Origin of the sequence: Paenibacillus cineris, from assembly GCF_018333335.1 — a bacterium.
Lineage (GTDB): Bacteria > Bacillota > Bacilli > Paenibacillales > Paenibacillaceae > Paenibacillus_AQ > Paenibacillus_AQ favisporus.
In genome coordinates this window covers 38,881-55,487 of record NZ_BORU01000003.1, presented here as the reverse complement: position 1 = coordinate 55,487, position 16,607 = coordinate 38,881, and the positions used below count along the sequence as shown (strand labels likewise).

The window sequence follows — 16,607 nt, the reverse complement described above, 5'->3', positions numbered from 1 at the left end:
TTGAAACCATGATCAAAGGGAGGAGAGTGGGTGTGCGGCAGATCATTGAACAAGCCCGGCAGGGAGACGGGGATGCGCTAAACCGTCTCTTCCGGCAGTATTATGCGATGGCGCATACGGCCGCATACGGAAAGCTGCAGGATCACGATTTGGCGGAGGAAGCGGTGCAGGAGGCGTTTGCGGAAGCATTCGTCCACCTTAGCCGGCTGCAGCAGGCAGACGCCTTTCCGGGGTGGCTGCGGACGATTGTGCATCGCCAGTGTTATCGCTTGATTCGCAGAAAGCCGCAGACTTCCGCGCTGGAGGAAGGGGAAGTGACTGCACCCGACCAGCCGGATATCGGAGAGGTCGTGGCGCGGCAGGAGCTGTACCGGATGCTTCACGATTCGGTCCAGGCCTTATCGCCCGGCATGCGGGAGGCGGTCCAGCTGTTTTATTTTCACGGCTATAGTCTGCAGGAAATTTCGGAGTATGCGGGAACGCCGGTGACGACGCTGAAAAAGCGGCTGTTCGACGCACGACGCAAGCTGAAGGGCTCGCTGCCGGTCGCTGATTTCGCGCATGTATTCAAGCATTTACACGAAGGAGGAAAACGCGTGCTGCATATTGTTAACGGCGATACGGTCGCCGAGACGCTCAAGCAGGGAGTCGTTCAGGGGGATATCCTCGTATGGCGCGAGGTATATTCGGAAGGCCCGGTGTTTCTGGAGCCGGCGGAATCGGAGAGCCGTGCGGTCCGCGCGGGATACCTTGAGAAAGACATGGGCATCCCGGCTGATGAATATATCCGGAACTGCGAAGAGCAGGAGCAAAAACTGGCCGGATTCCGGCAGTATGACGAAATCGTGCTGTGGTTCGAGCATGACCTGTTTGACCAAACGATGCTGTCTTATCTGCTGCACTGGTTTGGACGGCAGTCCCTTGGCGGGACGAAGCTGAATCTGCTCTGTATCGGAGATTATCCGGGAGTCGGCCTGTTCCGTGGACTCGGTCAGTTAACGGCCAGCCAGCTGAAGACATTGTCCGGAACGTGGCATCATATCGGAGCGGAAGAGCTGAAGCTGGGCAGCAGGGTTTGGGAGGCATACACCTCACCTGATCCGATGAAGCTCCAGCAGCTATTGGAGGAGGATACCTCGGCGCTTCCGTTCGTGCGGGAGGCATTTGAACTGCATCTGTCCCGTTATCCTTCCGTTTATAACGGACTGGGGATCGTGGAGCAGATGACTTTGGAAAAGGTAAGCGAAGGGATCCACTCGCCGCTGGACCTGTTCAGGCAGATCGGCGACCGGCTGCACGGGTTGGGCATGGGCGACCTGCAGTACTGGGATGTTCTGCGCAGCCTGTGTCAGGGCCCAAGTTCGCTGCTGACGCTGGAGGGGGCGGAAGCTTTTCCCGGCTATGCGGGACCTTCTCCGTCTTTTCGGGACAGCAAGGTCCAGATCACGGAATGGGGGACCCGGGTTTTACGCGGTGAGGATTACCTGGAACGGTGCGGCATAGACCGGTGGTACGGAGGCGTTCATTTGAGCGGTGACCAGCCTGTGTGGCGTTGGGATCAGGATCGGAGAAGGCTGGTGAAATGCAGTGAGTAGGAACGGCCATCGGAGGCATACGCCGTACTACCGGCCATAGGTTCAGATCATGACGAAGAAGCAGGCATTTTGCCTGCTTCTTTGTTTCGGTTCTTCCTAGAGCCTGACCCTTTCCTTTGTTGCTCATCCACAGCGGCTTACTCGAAACGAACCTCCTGATCCAGAAAGATCTCCTTGCGGCTAAAATCCATAGGCTCCTCAAACGGGATCAGCGCAAAGTGAACGGTGTCCAGCTGCTCCGGCAGGCGCGGTTCGACGAGAAAGGACATGGAGCTGATTCCACCACCACCGCGGGAACCGTTGCGCCCTACACTGTATTCCTTATCTTGGCTAGTAACATCGAGCTGAAGAAGAGGGCGGAAATCAGTGAATTCATCCACATCCTCCAGCTGTTTGATTTCGATATGTACGATACTGCCATGCTCATGCTGCATCGCATGGGTGATCCTGTATTGGTATCCTTCCTGCACGGTCGTTTTCATAATCTGCAGGATGCCCTGCAGCTCGCCGGGACCGTCGGAGCGTGGGCGATGAAACCCTCCGTTAATCGAATGAAACAGCCAGTTCAAATAGGGAGGCTTCAAGTCGAATTTTTCTTCAAACTCCTTCATCACTTCCTTAGGCGGAAAACACCGGCGCCCTTTCGCAAGGGCTTTCCGGTGGTTGAGCAGCTCAATCAGCTGCGTATCGACCGCATGGATTTCCTCATCGTAATCATTGGGCACCGCCCGCAATTCCGACCATCCCATAATCCAGTTCCTCCCTTATTGTCAATATACCATTAAAACATAAGTTTTCCTGATTATACCATAGCCTGAAATCCGAGATATGAAAAAGTATGGACAAGCAATAAAGCTTGGGACTGTAGCTCCTCTCCGCGATTGATGTATAGTGAACATAACATCATCAAGCGCCTGGCTTGGCCCAAGCTGGCGGACAAGGAGGATGAAGCGACTTTGCCTGAAATTAGAGGTTTTATCGGAACCCACGACAAGGACTGGGAGGACGAGCGGCAGTGGAGCCACCCCGATTTGGAAATCACCGTCGTGTTGGAAGGAAGCGGGCGCTTTGTTCATGAACAGGAGGAAAGGCGGGTCGAAGCAGGGCATGTCGCGCTGATCCCGTCCTTATCCGCTCATTCTTTTCATGCGATGACCCCGATCCGGTTCGGGGTTGTGCTTGTTGACGGACTGCCGATGCATATAGGTGAGCTGTTCGAGCGGCTGGTTGTCCTTGGCAAACCGCGCCTCATTGCCTTATCCCGCCTCGACCAGGACCGCTACGAGCGGCTGTTCCGGGAATGGCTGAGGAGCCGTTCGTCTACGCTGAAAGAGCCGGTCCGAAATGATTTGGCCTGGATCGAAATTCTACTGCTGTTTTTAAACGAGCATTCCCACCCGGACCAGCAGTCGTTCACGGTATCGCATACAGGCGATTATATCCGCCGGCATCTTCAAGAACCTATCGTCATCGGCAGCCTCGCGGAGATGGCCGGCCTGTCGGAGGAAGGCTTCCGCAAACGGTTCTTCAAAGCCTACGGCATGACGCCCAAGCAGTATCAGCAGATGTGCCGCCTGGAAGAAGCCAAGTGGCTGCTCAGCTCGACGGACAAGGATATGCAGGCGATAGCCGAGCAGATCGGCTTTGCTCAGCTGCACTCGTTTTCGCTGTGGTTCAAAAAGACAGAAGGCTGTCCTCCGTCGGAGTGGAGAACGAGGCAGCGCCGCGACCATCATTGAGGCATCCGGTCCGGTTTTGCGTAAATTGTGGCGGGTTTCGATTAACGACTTTCTCCTGAAGCAGAGGCTATGATGAGGGGGAATCTCCCGCTTCCGGCAGGAACGCGGTGATACCTTGAAAGGAGAGAGCGGCATGAACGTGACGATCGGAACGAGGGAGCTTGTGATGGGAAGCCGGTATTTGACCGAGCTGCGCAGCAGCAACGATATATTGGGGGACACGGTAGCGCTGAGATTGCGTCTGGCGGAGGAGGGATACCTGCTGATCCGCGGATTTCATGACCGCGAGCGGGTGCTGTCCGCAAGGGAGGATTTTTTACGCAGACTCCAGGCCATGGGCAGGTTGGAGCCGGGGACTCCGCTGGACGAAGGGCGCATTTCCCGAGACAACCGCAGCATGATGTGGGGCGGCGGCGCGGAAGAGCTGCAGGCGGACTTCCCCCGATTTTTGGATGTGGTGAACCATCCTTCGGTCTTGGATTTTTTTGACCGTCTGCTTGGCGGCAAATCGATGACATACGACTATAAATGGCCGCGGGCCGTGGCCCATGGCGGGAATACCGGCGCGCATTACGACGTCGTGTATATGGGAAGGGGCACCAAAAACGTATATACGATGTGGACCCCTTTCGGGGACACGCCGCTTGAACTCGGAACGTTGGCTATGTGCCTGGGTTCCCAGCATTTCAGCAAAATTAGGCAAACGTACGGCGAAATGGATGTGGACCGGGATAATGTCGCGACAGGCTGGTTTTCCGAAGACCCGGTGGAGATCGTCGATACGTTTGGGGGACGATGGGCCACAACGTCTTTCGAAGCAGGCGATGCCATTATTTTCGGCATGTACATGATGCATACTTCGCTTAACAACACGACGGACCGCTACCGGATCAGCTCAGATAACCGCTATCAGCTCGCATCGGAGCCGGTCGATGAGAGATGGGTGGGCCGCAAGCCGAAGGGGCATTACGCATGGGGCAAAACGACGCCCAAGCCGGTCGCCGATGCCCGCAAGGAATGGGGCGTATGAGGGAGGCAAATTGCCGGATCTAACATTCGCACCCCCTCCCACCTGACAAAAAGACACGATTGCCCGGAAAATAAAGCCGTCCCCAACAAATGTGCAGGTACATGGAAACACCTGGCCGTTTCCCTTCCAGGCGCCGCAGTTTACAATGAAAGCGTTATATTCCTGGATAAAAGGAGAACAGCCATGAACTTTGACCTGAACGTAGTACCCTTCAGCCGCAGAGAGACGTTTCTGGCGGTTTCGCAGCTGCCTGAGGGTAAAAATAGACCAGCCGGGCTGTACCTGCGCACCGTCCGGGGCGGGGACGACAAGTTCGGGGAGGCGTTCCGCATCGAGCTGCTGGATGATGCCGATGAGCTTTTGCCGTTCAAGGCCGAAGCCAATCCCGCGAGCGTGAAGCTGGCTGCTCTCGATAGCGCTACTTATGCAGAGCTGTGCATATCGGACAGCCGCACCGCGCGCTTCCGGACCAGAGGCTGCGGCATCCGGCTGACCTTTCAGCCGGCGGCTTACGATTATGCCTACGAGGCGGTGCCCGGCAGCTGGGAAGTGAACAGCTTTACGCACGAATGCCGGTTTATGCTGACCCGCCTTGCAGGCTGCATGAAGATGGAAGTGATATGGGACAAGATCAAGAGCTCGCGCATCGTGGCTGAGTTCAGGGCTGACGGTGCCGCGGGTACGGCCGAATTCGCTATTGAAGAGTTTCGTACGGTGTGGAAGCCGCGGCCGGCCTGGGAGCCCTTTGAGGCGGCGGTGAAGGAAGCCGAGGCCGAATTTGCGGCCTGGCTGGATCACAGCCTTACGGTCCCGGCGCACTGGCAGGAAGGGCGGGAGCTGGCGGCTTACATTACGTGGTCTTGCCTCGTTCCGGCCGAAGGCTGCCTGACGCGCCCAGCGATGTACATGTCGAAGAACTGGATGACGAATATATGGAGCTGGGATCACTGCTTTAACGCCATGGCGCTGGTGCGCCACGATCCGAAGCTGGCGTGGGACCAGTTCATGATCTTTTTTGACCGGCAGGATGAGAGCGGGCTGCTTCCCGATTTTATCAACGACAAGTACGAGCTGTGGAACTGCAACAAGCCGCCGATCCACGGCTGGACGCTCGGCTGGATGATGCGCCGGACCGATTGGATCGGCGAAGCGCAGCTTCGGGAAGTATACGGGCCGCTGTCCAAATGGACGGATTGGTGGTTCCGGTACCGGGACGGCGACGGCGACGGCATTCCCCAGTACAATCACGGCAACGATTCCGGATGGGACAACAGCACGGCCTTCAATAACGGCATTCCGGTGGAAAGCCCGGATCTGTCGGCCTTTCTGATTTTGCAGGCGGAGCTTCTGGCCGAGATTGCCGGGCTGTTGGGGAAGGCGGAGGAAGCGGCGCGGTGGCGCCGGCTTGCCGGGGATACGCTGGACGCCATGCTCCGCCACTTCTGGAAGGACGGCCGGTTCACGGCATGCCGGTCAGGGACGCATGAGCGCTCGCAAGGCGACAGCCTGCTGCTGTTCGTGCCGATCCTGCTCGGTAACCGGCTGCCGGCAGAGATACGGACCGCGCTGCTGCAGGGGCTGCGGGAGGAGGGCCGTTTTCTCACCAGCAACGGCTGGGCGACCGAAAGCGTCCGCAGCCCGTATTACCAGCCCGACGGCTACTGGCGCGGGCCGATCTGGGCGCCGTCGACCATGCTGCTCGTGGAAGGCGCCGCGGCGGCGGGGGATACGGAGCTCGCCAGAGAGGTGGCGCAGCGGTTTTGCCGCATGCTGAACAAGAGCGGCATGGCTGAGAACTTCGACGCGCTGACGGGGGAAGGGCTGCGGGACCGGGCTTTTACCTGGACGTCGAGCGTATTTTTGATCCTCGGGCACGAATACGGGGAACTTTAGCGGGATGATGCACTTCTTCGGAAGGGACTTTTTTGAAAAAGTCCTCCGGGGAGGTGCTTTTCCCGTTTCTGAAAGGTGCCTGGCTTCCGCAAACAAGGCGCTTAGCCACGGATTTATTGTAAGCGGTAACAATTGCGCGGCGAAAGGGCTCCGTCCCCTGTCCGTCCATGCTAGAATGCAGATAGACGACTACCGTGAAGAGGAGGGGATCCGCCATGAATATCCGCCGGCACGGACCGCTGCGGCGCTGGCTTCCGGCCGGAGCTTACCGCAGCATCCGGACCAAACTGCTCGTATGCTTTCTGATTGTGACGCTGATCCCGCTGCTCTCGCTCGGGGCGCTTTCTTACTACCAGTCCGCCAGGACGGTCAACTCCCAGTTCGGCCGTTACGGCGAGAACGCGGTAGCCCAGCTGCAGCAGCAGTCGGACTCCATGCTGGTCCGCATGAAGCAGATGAGCCAGACGATCTACTCATATTTGCTGGATCCCGCCCATGCGGACCTCGGGAGCGATCCGCCGGTCACCTACGGCGAAATCATGGAGAAGAACGACTTCGAATCCGTCCTGAGATCGCTGGCTAACGACCAGACGGCCGGGATTTATATTATTACGCCCTCCGGTTATTACTACGGCGAAAATAACCTCGACGTCGGCAAGCTCGCCGGCATTCCGGCCTGGAAGAGCATGCCCGACACGAATAGCGGCCCTTATTGGCTGGGCTTCTATATGCAAAACCATGCGATTTCCGCCTCGGAGCAAGCCGGTCCGGCGGTGCTGGGACTGGCCGTGCCGATCCGGAACCCGGGCGGCGCCCAGGACGGCAGCACGATCCTGATTGAGGAGGATGCACGGGAGCTGCTGCGCATGTTCCGTCAGTTCGAGGAGGACACGCAGGCGCATCTTTCGATCCAAGCGCCGGACGGCCGGACCGTCTACGAAAGCACGGAATCCTTTACGCCGAGAGATAACGATATCATCTGGGACAAGACACTGTCCGTCAATCATTGGAAGATCGAGGCAAGGCTGCCTGCCAAGGCGTTTTACCAGTCATCGGGGGTCATCCGGTCGAACACGGTCATCGTTGCGGTTTGGTCCTGCCTGCTCGCTTTCGGGCTGGCCTATCTGTTTACGTCCCGGTTTACGGGGCGCATCCGTTCCCTGAAGGAGTCGATGCAAAAGGTCAGCTTCGGCAAGCTGGACACGCGGGTTCCGGTCGAAGGACGGGACGAGCTCGGGAGCCTGGATATCAGCTTCAACCGGATGGTCAGCGGCGTGCAGTCGCTCGTCCAGGAAGTGGAGCGAAGCGAGCGCCTCAAGAAGGAGGCGGAGCTGAAGGCGTTTCATTACCAGATCAATCCGCATTTGCTCTTCAATACGCTGAACTCGATCCAGTGGAAGGCCAGGCTGGAAGGGGCGGAGGAGATCCGCCGAATGCTGTATCACCTGACGATGGTGCTGGAAGGCAACCTCGATATATCGCAGGAGCTCGTTACGCTGGAGCGGGAGCTGCGGATGATCGGGCATTTTTTGAAAATCCAGGAGATCCGCTATGGTGCCGTATTCCAGTATAGGCTGGACTGCGAGGAAGATCTGAAACGGTTTGTCATCCCGCGGATGACGCTGCAGCCGCTGTTTGAGAACATCTTTTTCCACGGCTTTACTGACGGGGTCGGGGTCATTGAGCTGCGTGTCCGGGAGCAGGGGGAGGAGCTGCTGCTGGAACTAAAAGACAACGGGGCCGGCATCAGCGAAGAGAAGCTTGCGCGGCTGTTCGCTCCGAATCCCGAGCCCCGCGGCCGCGGCGGTCTCGGCGTAAGAAACGCGGACCAGAAATTCAAGCTGCATTTCGGCCCGCGGTACGGACTTACGGTACGTTCAATCAAAGGAGAGGGAACATCGATACTGATTCGCTGGCCCAAAAAGGAGGAGCATCCGGATGGAGAACGCAAACAACCTGAAAGTGCTGATTGCCGATGACGAGAGCATCGTTCGCAAAGGCCTGAGATCGACGGTGCCCTGGGAGCGGTTCGGTATGGAGGTCGTGGCCGACGCGCCCAACGGGGCGAAGGCGTGGGAAGCCTTCAAGGAGCACCGCCCGGACATCGTCATTACCGATATCGTGATGCCGGAGATGGACGGCATCGAGCTGCTGCGCAAGGTCAAGGAGGCCGAGGAACGGACGAAAATCATCCTGCTCAGCTGCCACCGGGATTTTGAATACGCGCAGCAGGGCATCCAGCTGGGGGCTTCGGGATACCTTCTGAAGACCGCGTTTGAGGACGAAGAGCTGGAAGGGCTGCTGGAGAAGCTGCGGCGGGAGCTACAGCGGCGTCCGTCCCCGGCACCGTTAGACGAGGAGAAGCTGGAGGCGCTCCTGTTCGGCTGGCTCAGCGGCAGCAGCGGCAGATTTCCTGCCGAGCTGGAGCGGCTTCGCGCGGAGGCGTGGCGTTTTGGCGGCCAGGACGTGCATGTGTACCTTGTCCGGACGGAGGGCTGGGGCATGCCGTGGGCCGAATGGCTGAAGATGAAACAGCATGGCACGGGAAATGAAGCGGTTATCCCCTATGGCGGTGACGCCTGTTATTGGATCGTGCCGGAAGGGCTGCAGGAGGCGGCCAACAGCCTGCTGATCGAAGCCAAGGGCAGCCACGGACGGCTGAAGTGGTCCGCCAAGGGCCCCTTGGGCACCAGCAGCGGCATCGCGGAAGCGTTCCGCGCCCTGCATAAAGAGGCCGAGCTGGAACGGGCGTACGGCGTATCCGGCGGGGACTGGCCCGAGCCGATTCAAAAGGCGGTGCGCATGCTTCATGAGCAGCCCGGTTCCGACTGGTCGGCGAGCGAGCTGGCGGAAGAGGTCGGGCTCAGCCGAAGCCATTTTTCCATTCTGTTCAAAAAGACGGTCGGCGACAGCTTTATCGCGTTCCAATACAAGCGCAAGCTCCGGCTGGCCAAGGGACTGCTGCGGGATACGGACCTGACGATGCAGGATATCGCCGAGCGGACGGGGCTTGGCGACAGCAAGTATTTCAGCAAATGGTTCAAGCGCTGCACGGGTCAGACTCCAAGCCAATACCGGACCGTGCAAAAAGGCGAATCGGACCGGACAGTTTGACACCCCGCCCGAAAGTTCAAACAAAAAGACGCCAAATTGCCGATGATCGCACGTTTTGAACCGCTTTCAAAAGCGTTACGATGAAAGCGGTTCAAAAATGAGATGCCTCATTCGCGAGGGGAGCTGACAATATGAAAAAACAGGTTTCACTTATCGTTCTTGCAGCGGCGCTGATGATGTCACTGTCGGCCTGCGGCGGCAGCGGGGGCAAGGCCGAAACGGCCGGCCAGGGCGGCGGCTCCGGATCGGAGAAGACGCTGCGCTTTGCCACCTGGGATACGGGGGATGCGCTCAAAATTGAGCAGGACATCGCCAAGAAGTTCGAAGAGAGCCATCCGGGCACGAAGGTGCAGGTGGAGGCATACGCGGACGGCTTTGATCAGAAGCTCGCCGCGGGCTTCGGCGCCGCCAATCCGCCCGACGTCATGTACATGTGGGATTTTCCGACATACCACCAGTCGCTGGAGCCGCTGGACAGCTATGCGGACAAAGACAAGGATTTAAATATTGACGACTTCTACAAGGGCCTGTTCAATTACGGCAAAATCGACGGTACCCTGTACGGCATTCCGGCGGGCTTTACGACGCGGGTGGTGTACTACAACAAGAAGCTGTTTGATGAGGCGGGCGTCCCGTATCCGAAGGACGGCTGGACCTGGCCCGAATTCCAGGAGATGGCCGGAAAGCTGACGGACAAATCCAAGAAGCAGTACGGCTTCGGCGTCCGCGCGGAGAATGACACTTACGATCTGCAGGGGTTCGTATGGAGCAACGGGAGCTCGTTCATTTCTCCTGACGGCAAGACGATCGACGGCTACATGAACAGCAAGGAAACCGCAGAGGCGATCCAGATGTTCGGCGACATGGTGAAGAACGGCTCGGCCGTGCTGACCGGCGGAAAGGGGCAGCAGAGCGGCGACGACATTTTCAAGGCAGGCAAAATCGCCATGTGGGAAAGCGGCATCTGGCCGCTGGAATCGTTCCGTCAGGCAGGTGTCGATGTAGGAACGGTTGAAATGCCGGCCTTCCCGGGCAAACCGGTCAAAGGCGTACTGGCTGAGTCGGCGCTGTCGATCGCGAAGGATTCCAAGCAGAAGGATCTGGCCTGGGAGTTCATCAAGTTCTACGTTTCCGATGCGTCAATCAAAATGCGGGTTGCCGACCTTCCGGTGCGTCAAAGCGTCGTGACCGAGCTGAAAAAGGACCAGGATCCGCTCTACAAGCCGTACTATACGATGCTGGAGCGCTCGGACAACACCCCGGCGTTCCTGCTGAATCCGAAGTGGAATGAGGTTAACCGGCAGCTTTCCGCCGCGGTGGAATCGGTCATGCACGGCAGCAATGCCCAGGATGTGCTGAACCAGGCCGTAAAGGACAGCGAGCGCTACATGAAATAATACCTGAAGAAAGAAGGTTTTTGAGATGGCTCAAACCTACCTCCACCCGGCACGGGAACAGTCAGCCGCCCTCAAGGCCTTGAAGAAACGCAGACGGGGTGGGGCTGCCCCCTACCTCTTCATTTTTCCGTGGATATTCGGCTTTCTGGTTTTCACGCTGGGACCGCTGCTGTTTTCGCTCGTCATTTCGTTCTTTGACTGGCCGATCGTCGGCAAAGTGACGTTTATCGGGCTTGGCAACTACGTGGAAATGTTCACCGACGATCCGCTGTTCTGGAAATCGCTGATGGTGACGCTGAAATTCGCCGTTCTGTTCGTGCCGCTGAACATCATTGTCGCCCTCGGGCTTGCGATGCTGCTCAACCAGAAGGTTCGGGGCAGCGCGATTTTCCGCACGGCGTTCTACCTCCCGTCCGTTATTTCGGGTGTGGCGCTGGCCATGATCTGGTCCTGGGTATACAGCGGCGATTACGGCATCCTGAACTACTTCCTGTCGATCTTCGGGATTCAGGGGCCGGATTGGCTGAACGACACCAAATGGTCGCTCGTCGCCATGGTCGTCGCCAGCTTATGGGGACAGGGCTCGATGATGCTGATTTTTCTGGCGGGGCTGAAAGGCATCCCGAAGGATCTTTACGAATCGGCCTCCATCGACGGCGCAGGCAAGCTTCGGCAGTTTGTCAGCGTCACGGTGCCGATGATCACCCCGACGATTCTGTTCAACCTGATCACGTCGATTATCGCGGCGTTCCAGCAGCTGACGCTGGCGCTGCTCTTAACGGGCGGGGGACCGATGAAGGCGACGTATTTTTACGCGATGTACATGTATGAGAACGCATTTAAATATTTCAAAATGGGCTACTCCGCCGCCAACGCCTGGTTCATGTTCCTGATCGTGCTGACGCTGACGTTCCTGGTGTTCAAGTCGTCGGAAGCGTGGGTGTTCTACGAAGGCGAAATGAAGCGCGGACCGCAGAAGAAGCCGAAGCCGGCGAAAGGAGGGAGGGTAGGATGAAAAAGACGCTGAGCTATCTTGCGCTGATCCTCTTGTCCCTGCTCTTTATCGCGCCATTGTTCTGGGCCATTACGACAGCGCTCAAGTCTCCGCAGGAGCTGTACCTGTTTCCGCCCAAATGGATTCCGTCCGTCTTCCGATTCAGCAACTTTGCGGATGCCTGGAATATTCAGCCCTTTAACCTGTTTTTGAAAAACACGCTGATCGTCACCGTGCTCTCCACCCTCGGCCAGCTGGTATCCTGTACGCTTGTGGCCTACGGCTTCGCCCGGTTCGAATTCAAGGGACGCAACCTGCTGTTTCTGATCGTGCTGGCCACGATGATGATTCCGTGGGAAGTGACGATGATCCCGCAGTATATGGAGTTCAATTATTTGGGGTGGATCAACACGCTCAAGCCGCTGATCGTTCCGTCCTGGTTCGGCTCTGCATACTTTATCTTTTTGCTGCGTCAATTCATCATGACATTACCGCGGGAATTAGATGAAGCTGCTACGATCGACGGGGCGGGCAAGCTCACCGTACTGATGCGGGTGATCGTGCCTTTGATGGGGCCGTCGCTCATCCTGGTAGCGGTGTTCCAGATGATGAGCTGCTGGAACGATTACCTCGGACCGCTCATTTTTCTGAACGACCAGACCAAATACACGCTGACGCTGGGCTTGTCGCAGTTCAAGGGCATGTACGGCGTCGATATGCAGTCGATTATGGCGATCACCTGCCTGATCTCCATTCCGCCGCTTGCCATCTTTTTCTTTGCACAGCGTTATATCGTCGGCGGCATAGCGAGCACGGGCATCAAAGGCTGACGCCTTTCCTGCTCAAGTGAGGAGACGCATCCAGAGAGAGAAAGGAAGGGAAAGCATGAACAACACGAACCTGCCCCGGGATTGGGACGATCTTGCCGTGCTGGCAAAAAAACGGATGAAAGGCAGAGCCTATTTCATTCCTTATGCGGACGCTGAAGGGGCCTTAAGCAGCGACCGCGGAAGCTCACCTTGGTTCCAATCGCTGAACGGCATTTGGAAATTTCACTATGCAACCAGGCCGGAGCTGGCGCCGGACGATTTTCGGGAAGAAGCGCTGGCCGGCTGGGACTGGTCGGATATTCGGGTGCCGGGGCACTGGCAGCTGCAAGGGTACGGCAGTCCACATTATACGGACCTGGACTACCCGTTTCCGGTGGATCCGCCCCGGGTACCCAATGACAATCCAACAGGCAGCTACGTCCGGGAATTCGAGCTGCCGCCCTATTGGCAGGAGCGGCGAATCACCGTCAAATTCGACGGTGTGGACAGCGCCTTCCATGTGTGGCTGAACGGATCGTTCGTCGGTTACAGCCAGGGAAGCCGGCTGACTTCGGAGTTTGACCTTACGCCTTATTTACAGCCGGGGGTCAACCGTCTGGCCGTCCGCGTGTATCAATGGTCGGACGGCAGTTACCTGGAGGACCAGGACATGTGGTGGCTGAGCGGCATCTTCAGGGACGTCTACCTGATCGCCGAGCCCGCCTCGATCCGCGTCGCCGATTACCGGGTGGTTACCGAGCTGGACGCAAAGTTTGAGCAGGGAGTGCTGAACGTTCGGCTCGACCTGGAAGGGGTTGAACCGGAAGGAGGCGTCTCGCTGCGGCTGATGGACCCTGCGGGGCAGGAAGCAGCCTCTGCTAATGAATCGGTGCAAAATGGCTCCAGTACCTTGGATGTCCGCCTGCCCGTTGCTCATCCGGCTTTGTGGAGCGCAGAACATCCTGCACTGTACCATCTGCTGATCACGGTAACGGACGCGCGCGGGAATCAGACCGAGATCATCGCGCAGCGGGTGGGATTCCGGCAGGTGGAAGTGAAGGACGGCAGATTCCTCGTCAATGGCAGAGCGATCCTCCTCAAAGGAGTCAACCGGCACGACCATCACCCGGATACCGGCCGAACCGTGACTTTGTCCACGATGCGGGAAGACATCCTGATGATGAAGCGCCACAATATCAATGCCGTCAGAACGGCTCACTATCCGAACGATCCGCGGTTCTATGAACTCTGTGACGAATACGGGCTGTACGTGATGGAGGAGACAGATCTGGAGACGCACGGGTTTGAGCCGCTCGGGAACATTTCGCGCCTGAGCGACGATCCCGCCTGGAAGGAAGCTTATGTGGACCGCGTCCGGCGCATGGTGGAGCGCGACCACAACCATCCTTCCGTCATCTTCTGGTCGCTCGGCAACGAGTCGGGCTTCGGCTGCAACTTCCGCGCCATGTCCGAGTGGTGCAAGGCGAACGATCCGACGCGCCTTGTGCATTACGAAGAGGACCGGGAAGCGGAGGTATGCGACATCGTCAGCACGATGTATTCCTCCGTGGAGAAGATGGAGGGCTTCGGGAAGCTGACGGACCATCCAAAGCCGCATATTATGTGCGAGTTCGCCCATGCGATGGGCAACGGACCCGGCGGGCTGCGGGCGTATTTCGATACCTTCGAGAAGTTCCCCCGCCTGCAGGGAGGCTTCGTCTGGGAATGGATCGATCACGGTCTGCGCAGACGCACGGCCGACGGGCGTGACGATTACGCCTACGGCGGCGACTACGGCGACGTGCCGAACAACGGGAACTTTTGTCTCGACGGTCTGGTTTTCCCCGACCGCACGCCGTCGCCTGGATTGATCGAATACAAGAAAGTCATTGAGCCGGTTCGTGTGGAGTGGGCGGAAGCAGGCCGCATCCGCATCACGAACAAGTATGACTTTATAACGCTTGAACATCTTCAGGCGGATTACAGTGTGACGGCCGATGGCCTTACCCTGCGCAGCGGTGTGCTGACCCTTCCAGCCGTGGGGCCGGGGGAATCGGCAGAGCTCGCGCTCCCCTTTGCGTGGGACCGTCCGGAAAGCGGTCTGGAAGCCGGGACGGAGCGGTGGCTGAACGTCGGCTTTACGCTGGCGGCCGACTGCAGCTGGGCGGAGCAGGGGCATGAAGTCGCTTGGACACAGCTGGCACTGCCTGTTGTGGCTCCGGCAGAGGAGGCGTCGCGGCATCAAGCAGCCCGGTCCGCCGAGGCTGCGAGTCTGCGCCGGGCCCTCTCCGTTCAGGAACGAGGGCATGCGCTGATTCTGGCAAGCGACCGGTTCCACTTGGAAGCGAGCAGGCTTGAACCCGGCATCACTTCGCTTCGGATGAACGGCAAAGAGCTGATCCGGCGCGGACCGCGGCTGAACTTCTGGCGTGCGCCGATCGATAACGATATGTACGTGCTGGCGGACTGGCGGAAGGCGCATTTGGACCGGCTGACCGAGCGGGTGGACGATTTCCGCTGGGAGCGGCTTGGCGCGGACACGGTCCGGCTGGCCTGGTCCTCGCGGATTGCGCCGCCGGTATACGACTGGGGCTTCCGCTGCGAGACGTCGTACACGGTGACGGCGGACGGGCTCATCATCATGGACGTGGCAGGATCCCCGATCGGCACGCCGCCGTCCATGCTGCCGAAAATCGGGCTGCAGCTGCAGCTCCCGGGGGATTGTGAGCGGGTGGCCTGGTACGGCCGCGGTCCCGGGGAGAGCTACTCGGACAGCAAGGAAGCCGGCCGCTTCGGGGTGTACCGGAGCACGGTGGACGGCCTGTTTACGCCGTACGTATATCCGCAGGAGAACGGCAACCGCACCGATGTGCGCTGGGTTTCGATGGCGGACAGCGTCGGGCTGGGACTGCTTGCGGCAGGCTCGCCCGTACTGGAGTTCAGCGCAAGGCGGTACACGGATCAAGACCTGGAGCAGGCGAAGCACATGACGGAGCTCAAGCCGCGCGACTATATTACGCTGAACCTGGACTACCGGCAGAACGGGCTCGGCAGCAACAGCTGCGGTCCGGCGCAGGCGCCGGAGCACGCGGTGAAGCCGGAACCGTTCCGGTTCCGGGTGCTGCTGCAGCCGTACATGGCGGAGGACCAAGCGCCGGAGCGGCTGAGCCGGCAGATGACCGGGGAGGCCGCACGATACCCACTTAAGGAGGAGAACGAGGATGCTTAATACACAGGACGTTTTGAACTTGTCGGGGAAAGTGGCGGTCGTGACCGGAGGAGCTTCCGGCATCGGCCTGGCCACCGCCGAGCTCCTGGCGGGCTTCGGCGCTCACGCTGTGCTGATCGATATCAATGAGGCGGCCGGGGAGGCGGCGGCCGCAGGCATCCGGGCCGAAGGAGGCTTGGCCACCTTCCGCCACTGCGACGTCACCTCGGCCGCGGACTGCGAACGGACCGCGGCTGAAATTGCTGCCGATTTGGGAGGCATCCACATTCTGTTCAACAATGCGGGCGTCATCCGCCGCCAAAGCGTGACCGAGCTGGAGGAGCGGGATTGGGACCTGGTACTCAACGTGTCCCTCAAAGGCGTCTATCTCCTATCGAAGTACGTCATTCCGGTGATGGAGCGGAGCGGCGGAGGCAGCATTATTAATACGGGCTCCGGCTGGGGCCTGAAAGGCGGGGACCGCGCCGCGGCCTACTGCGCCGCCAAGGCCGGCGTCGTGAACCTGACGCGAGCGATGGCGATCGACCATGGGCCGGCGGGCATCCGCGTCAACTGCGTATCGCCTGGCGATACGGACACGCCGCTGCTTCGGGACGAAGCCAAGCAGCTGCAGCAGGATGAGGCGGCGTTCCTCGTCGCTTCCGCCGGGGGACGCCCGCTCGAGAGGCTCGGCACGCCGCGCGATATCGCGAATGCGGTGCTGTTTCTCGCGAGCGACCTGTCGGCCTGGGTCACGGGCAGCGTGCTCGTCGTCGACGGCGGCGGGATCGCCTGACCCCAAAGGCTTATCGATTTTTTTCAACCCTT

General features: G+C 59.0%; 12 protein-coding genes. 11 read left to right on the top strand and 1 reads right to left on the bottom strand.

All coding sequences use genetic code 11. The features are described from left to right. Window positions 1-32 precede the first annotated feature (32 nt). Entirely contained in the window at window positions 33-1,595 is a 1,563-nt protein-coding gene (locus tag KI379_RS24515) for a sigma-70 family RNA polymerase sigma factor (protein ID WP_212985192.1), read from the top strand. 137 nt (window positions 1,596-1,732) lie between these two features. Here the strand turns inward: KI379_RS24515 and KI379_RS24510 are convergent, their stop codons facing one another. Beyond that, window positions 1,733-2,344 carry a hypothetical protein gene (locus tag KI379_RS24510; protein WP_212985191.1) on the bottom strand — a complete coding sequence of 204 codons (612 nt, stop codon included), beginning with the start codon at window positions 2,342-2,344 and terminating at the stop codon, window positions 1,733-1,735. 207 nt (window positions 2,345-2,551) lie between these two features. Here KI379_RS24510 and KI379_RS24505 point away from each other — a divergent pair, with 207 nt between their 5' ends. The 10 genes from KI379_RS24505 to KI379_RS24460 all read left to right on the top strand — a co-directional run bounded on the left by KI379_RS24505 (window position 2,552) and on the right by KI379_RS24460 (window position 16,575). Further along, window positions 2,552-3,334 (top strand): AraC family transcriptional regulator, encoded by a 783-nt coding sequence (locus tag KI379_RS24505; RefSeq protein WP_244879425.1) that lies wholly within the window; start codon window positions 2,552-2,554, stop codon window positions 3,332-3,334. 133 nt (window positions 3,335-3,467) lie between these two features. Next, entirely contained in the window at window positions 3,468-4,364 is an 897-nt protein-coding gene (locus KI379_RS24500) for a phytanoyl-CoA dioxygenase family protein (RefSeq protein WP_212985190.1), read from the top strand. Between the two features lie 183 nt (window positions 4,365-4,547). After that, window positions 4,548-6,257, top strand: coding sequence for an amylo-alpha-1,6-glucosidase (locus KI379_RS24495; RefSeq protein ID WP_212985189.1), 1,710 nt, complete (start codon window positions 4,548-4,550; stop codon window positions 6,255-6,257). Between the two features lie 215 nt (window positions 6,258-6,472). Continuing rightward, a complete protein-coding gene (locus KI379_RS24490) occupies window positions 6,473-8,236 on the top strand; it encodes a cache domain-containing sensor histidine kinase (protein ID WP_212985188.1) in 1,764 nt (587 codons plus the stop codon). Beyond that, on the top strand, window positions 8,196-9,371 hold the full coding sequence (locus tag KI379_RS24485; RefSeq protein ID WP_212985187.1) for a response regulator transcription factor: 1,176 nt from the start codon (window positions 8,196-8,198) through the stop codon (window positions 9,369-9,371). The genes KI379_RS24490 and KI379_RS24485 overlap by 41 nt, the downstream gene beginning before the upstream one ends. Before the next feature lie 131 nt (window positions 9,372-9,502). Continuing rightward, complete coding sequence (locus tag KI379_RS24480; protein WP_076175655.1) at window positions 9,503-10,768, top strand: ABC transporter substrate-binding protein; 1,266 nt, start codon at window positions 9,503-9,505, stop codon at window positions 10,766-10,768. Between the two features lie 25 nt (window positions 10,769-10,793). Next, window positions 10,794-11,783, top strand: coding sequence for a carbohydrate ABC transporter permease (locus tag KI379_RS24475; protein WP_076175657.1), 990 nt, complete (start codon window positions 10,794-10,796; stop codon window positions 11,781-11,783). After that, window positions 11,780-12,592: a carbohydrate ABC transporter permease gene (locus tag KI379_RS24470; RefSeq protein ID WP_076175659.1), complete on the top strand. Its 813-nt coding sequence runs from the start codon at window positions 11,780-11,782 to the stop codon at window positions 12,590-12,592. Before KI379_RS24475 ends, KI379_RS24470 begins: the two co-directional genes overlap by 4 nt. A gap of 55 nt (window positions 12,593-12,647) precedes the next feature. Continuing rightward, entirely contained in the window at window positions 12,648-15,800 is a 3,153-nt protein-coding gene (locus tag KI379_RS24465) for a glycoside hydrolase family 2 TIM barrel-domain containing protein (RefSeq protein WP_212985186.1), read from the top strand. Beyond that, on the top strand, window positions 15,793-16,575 hold the full coding sequence (locus tag KI379_RS24460) for an SDR family NAD(P)-dependent oxidoreductase (RefSeq protein ID WP_212985185.1): 783 nt from the start codon (window positions 15,793-15,795) through the stop codon (window positions 16,573-16,575). Before KI379_RS24465 ends, KI379_RS24460 begins: the two co-directional genes overlap by 8 nt. Window positions 16,576-16,607 lie beyond the last annotated feature (32 nt).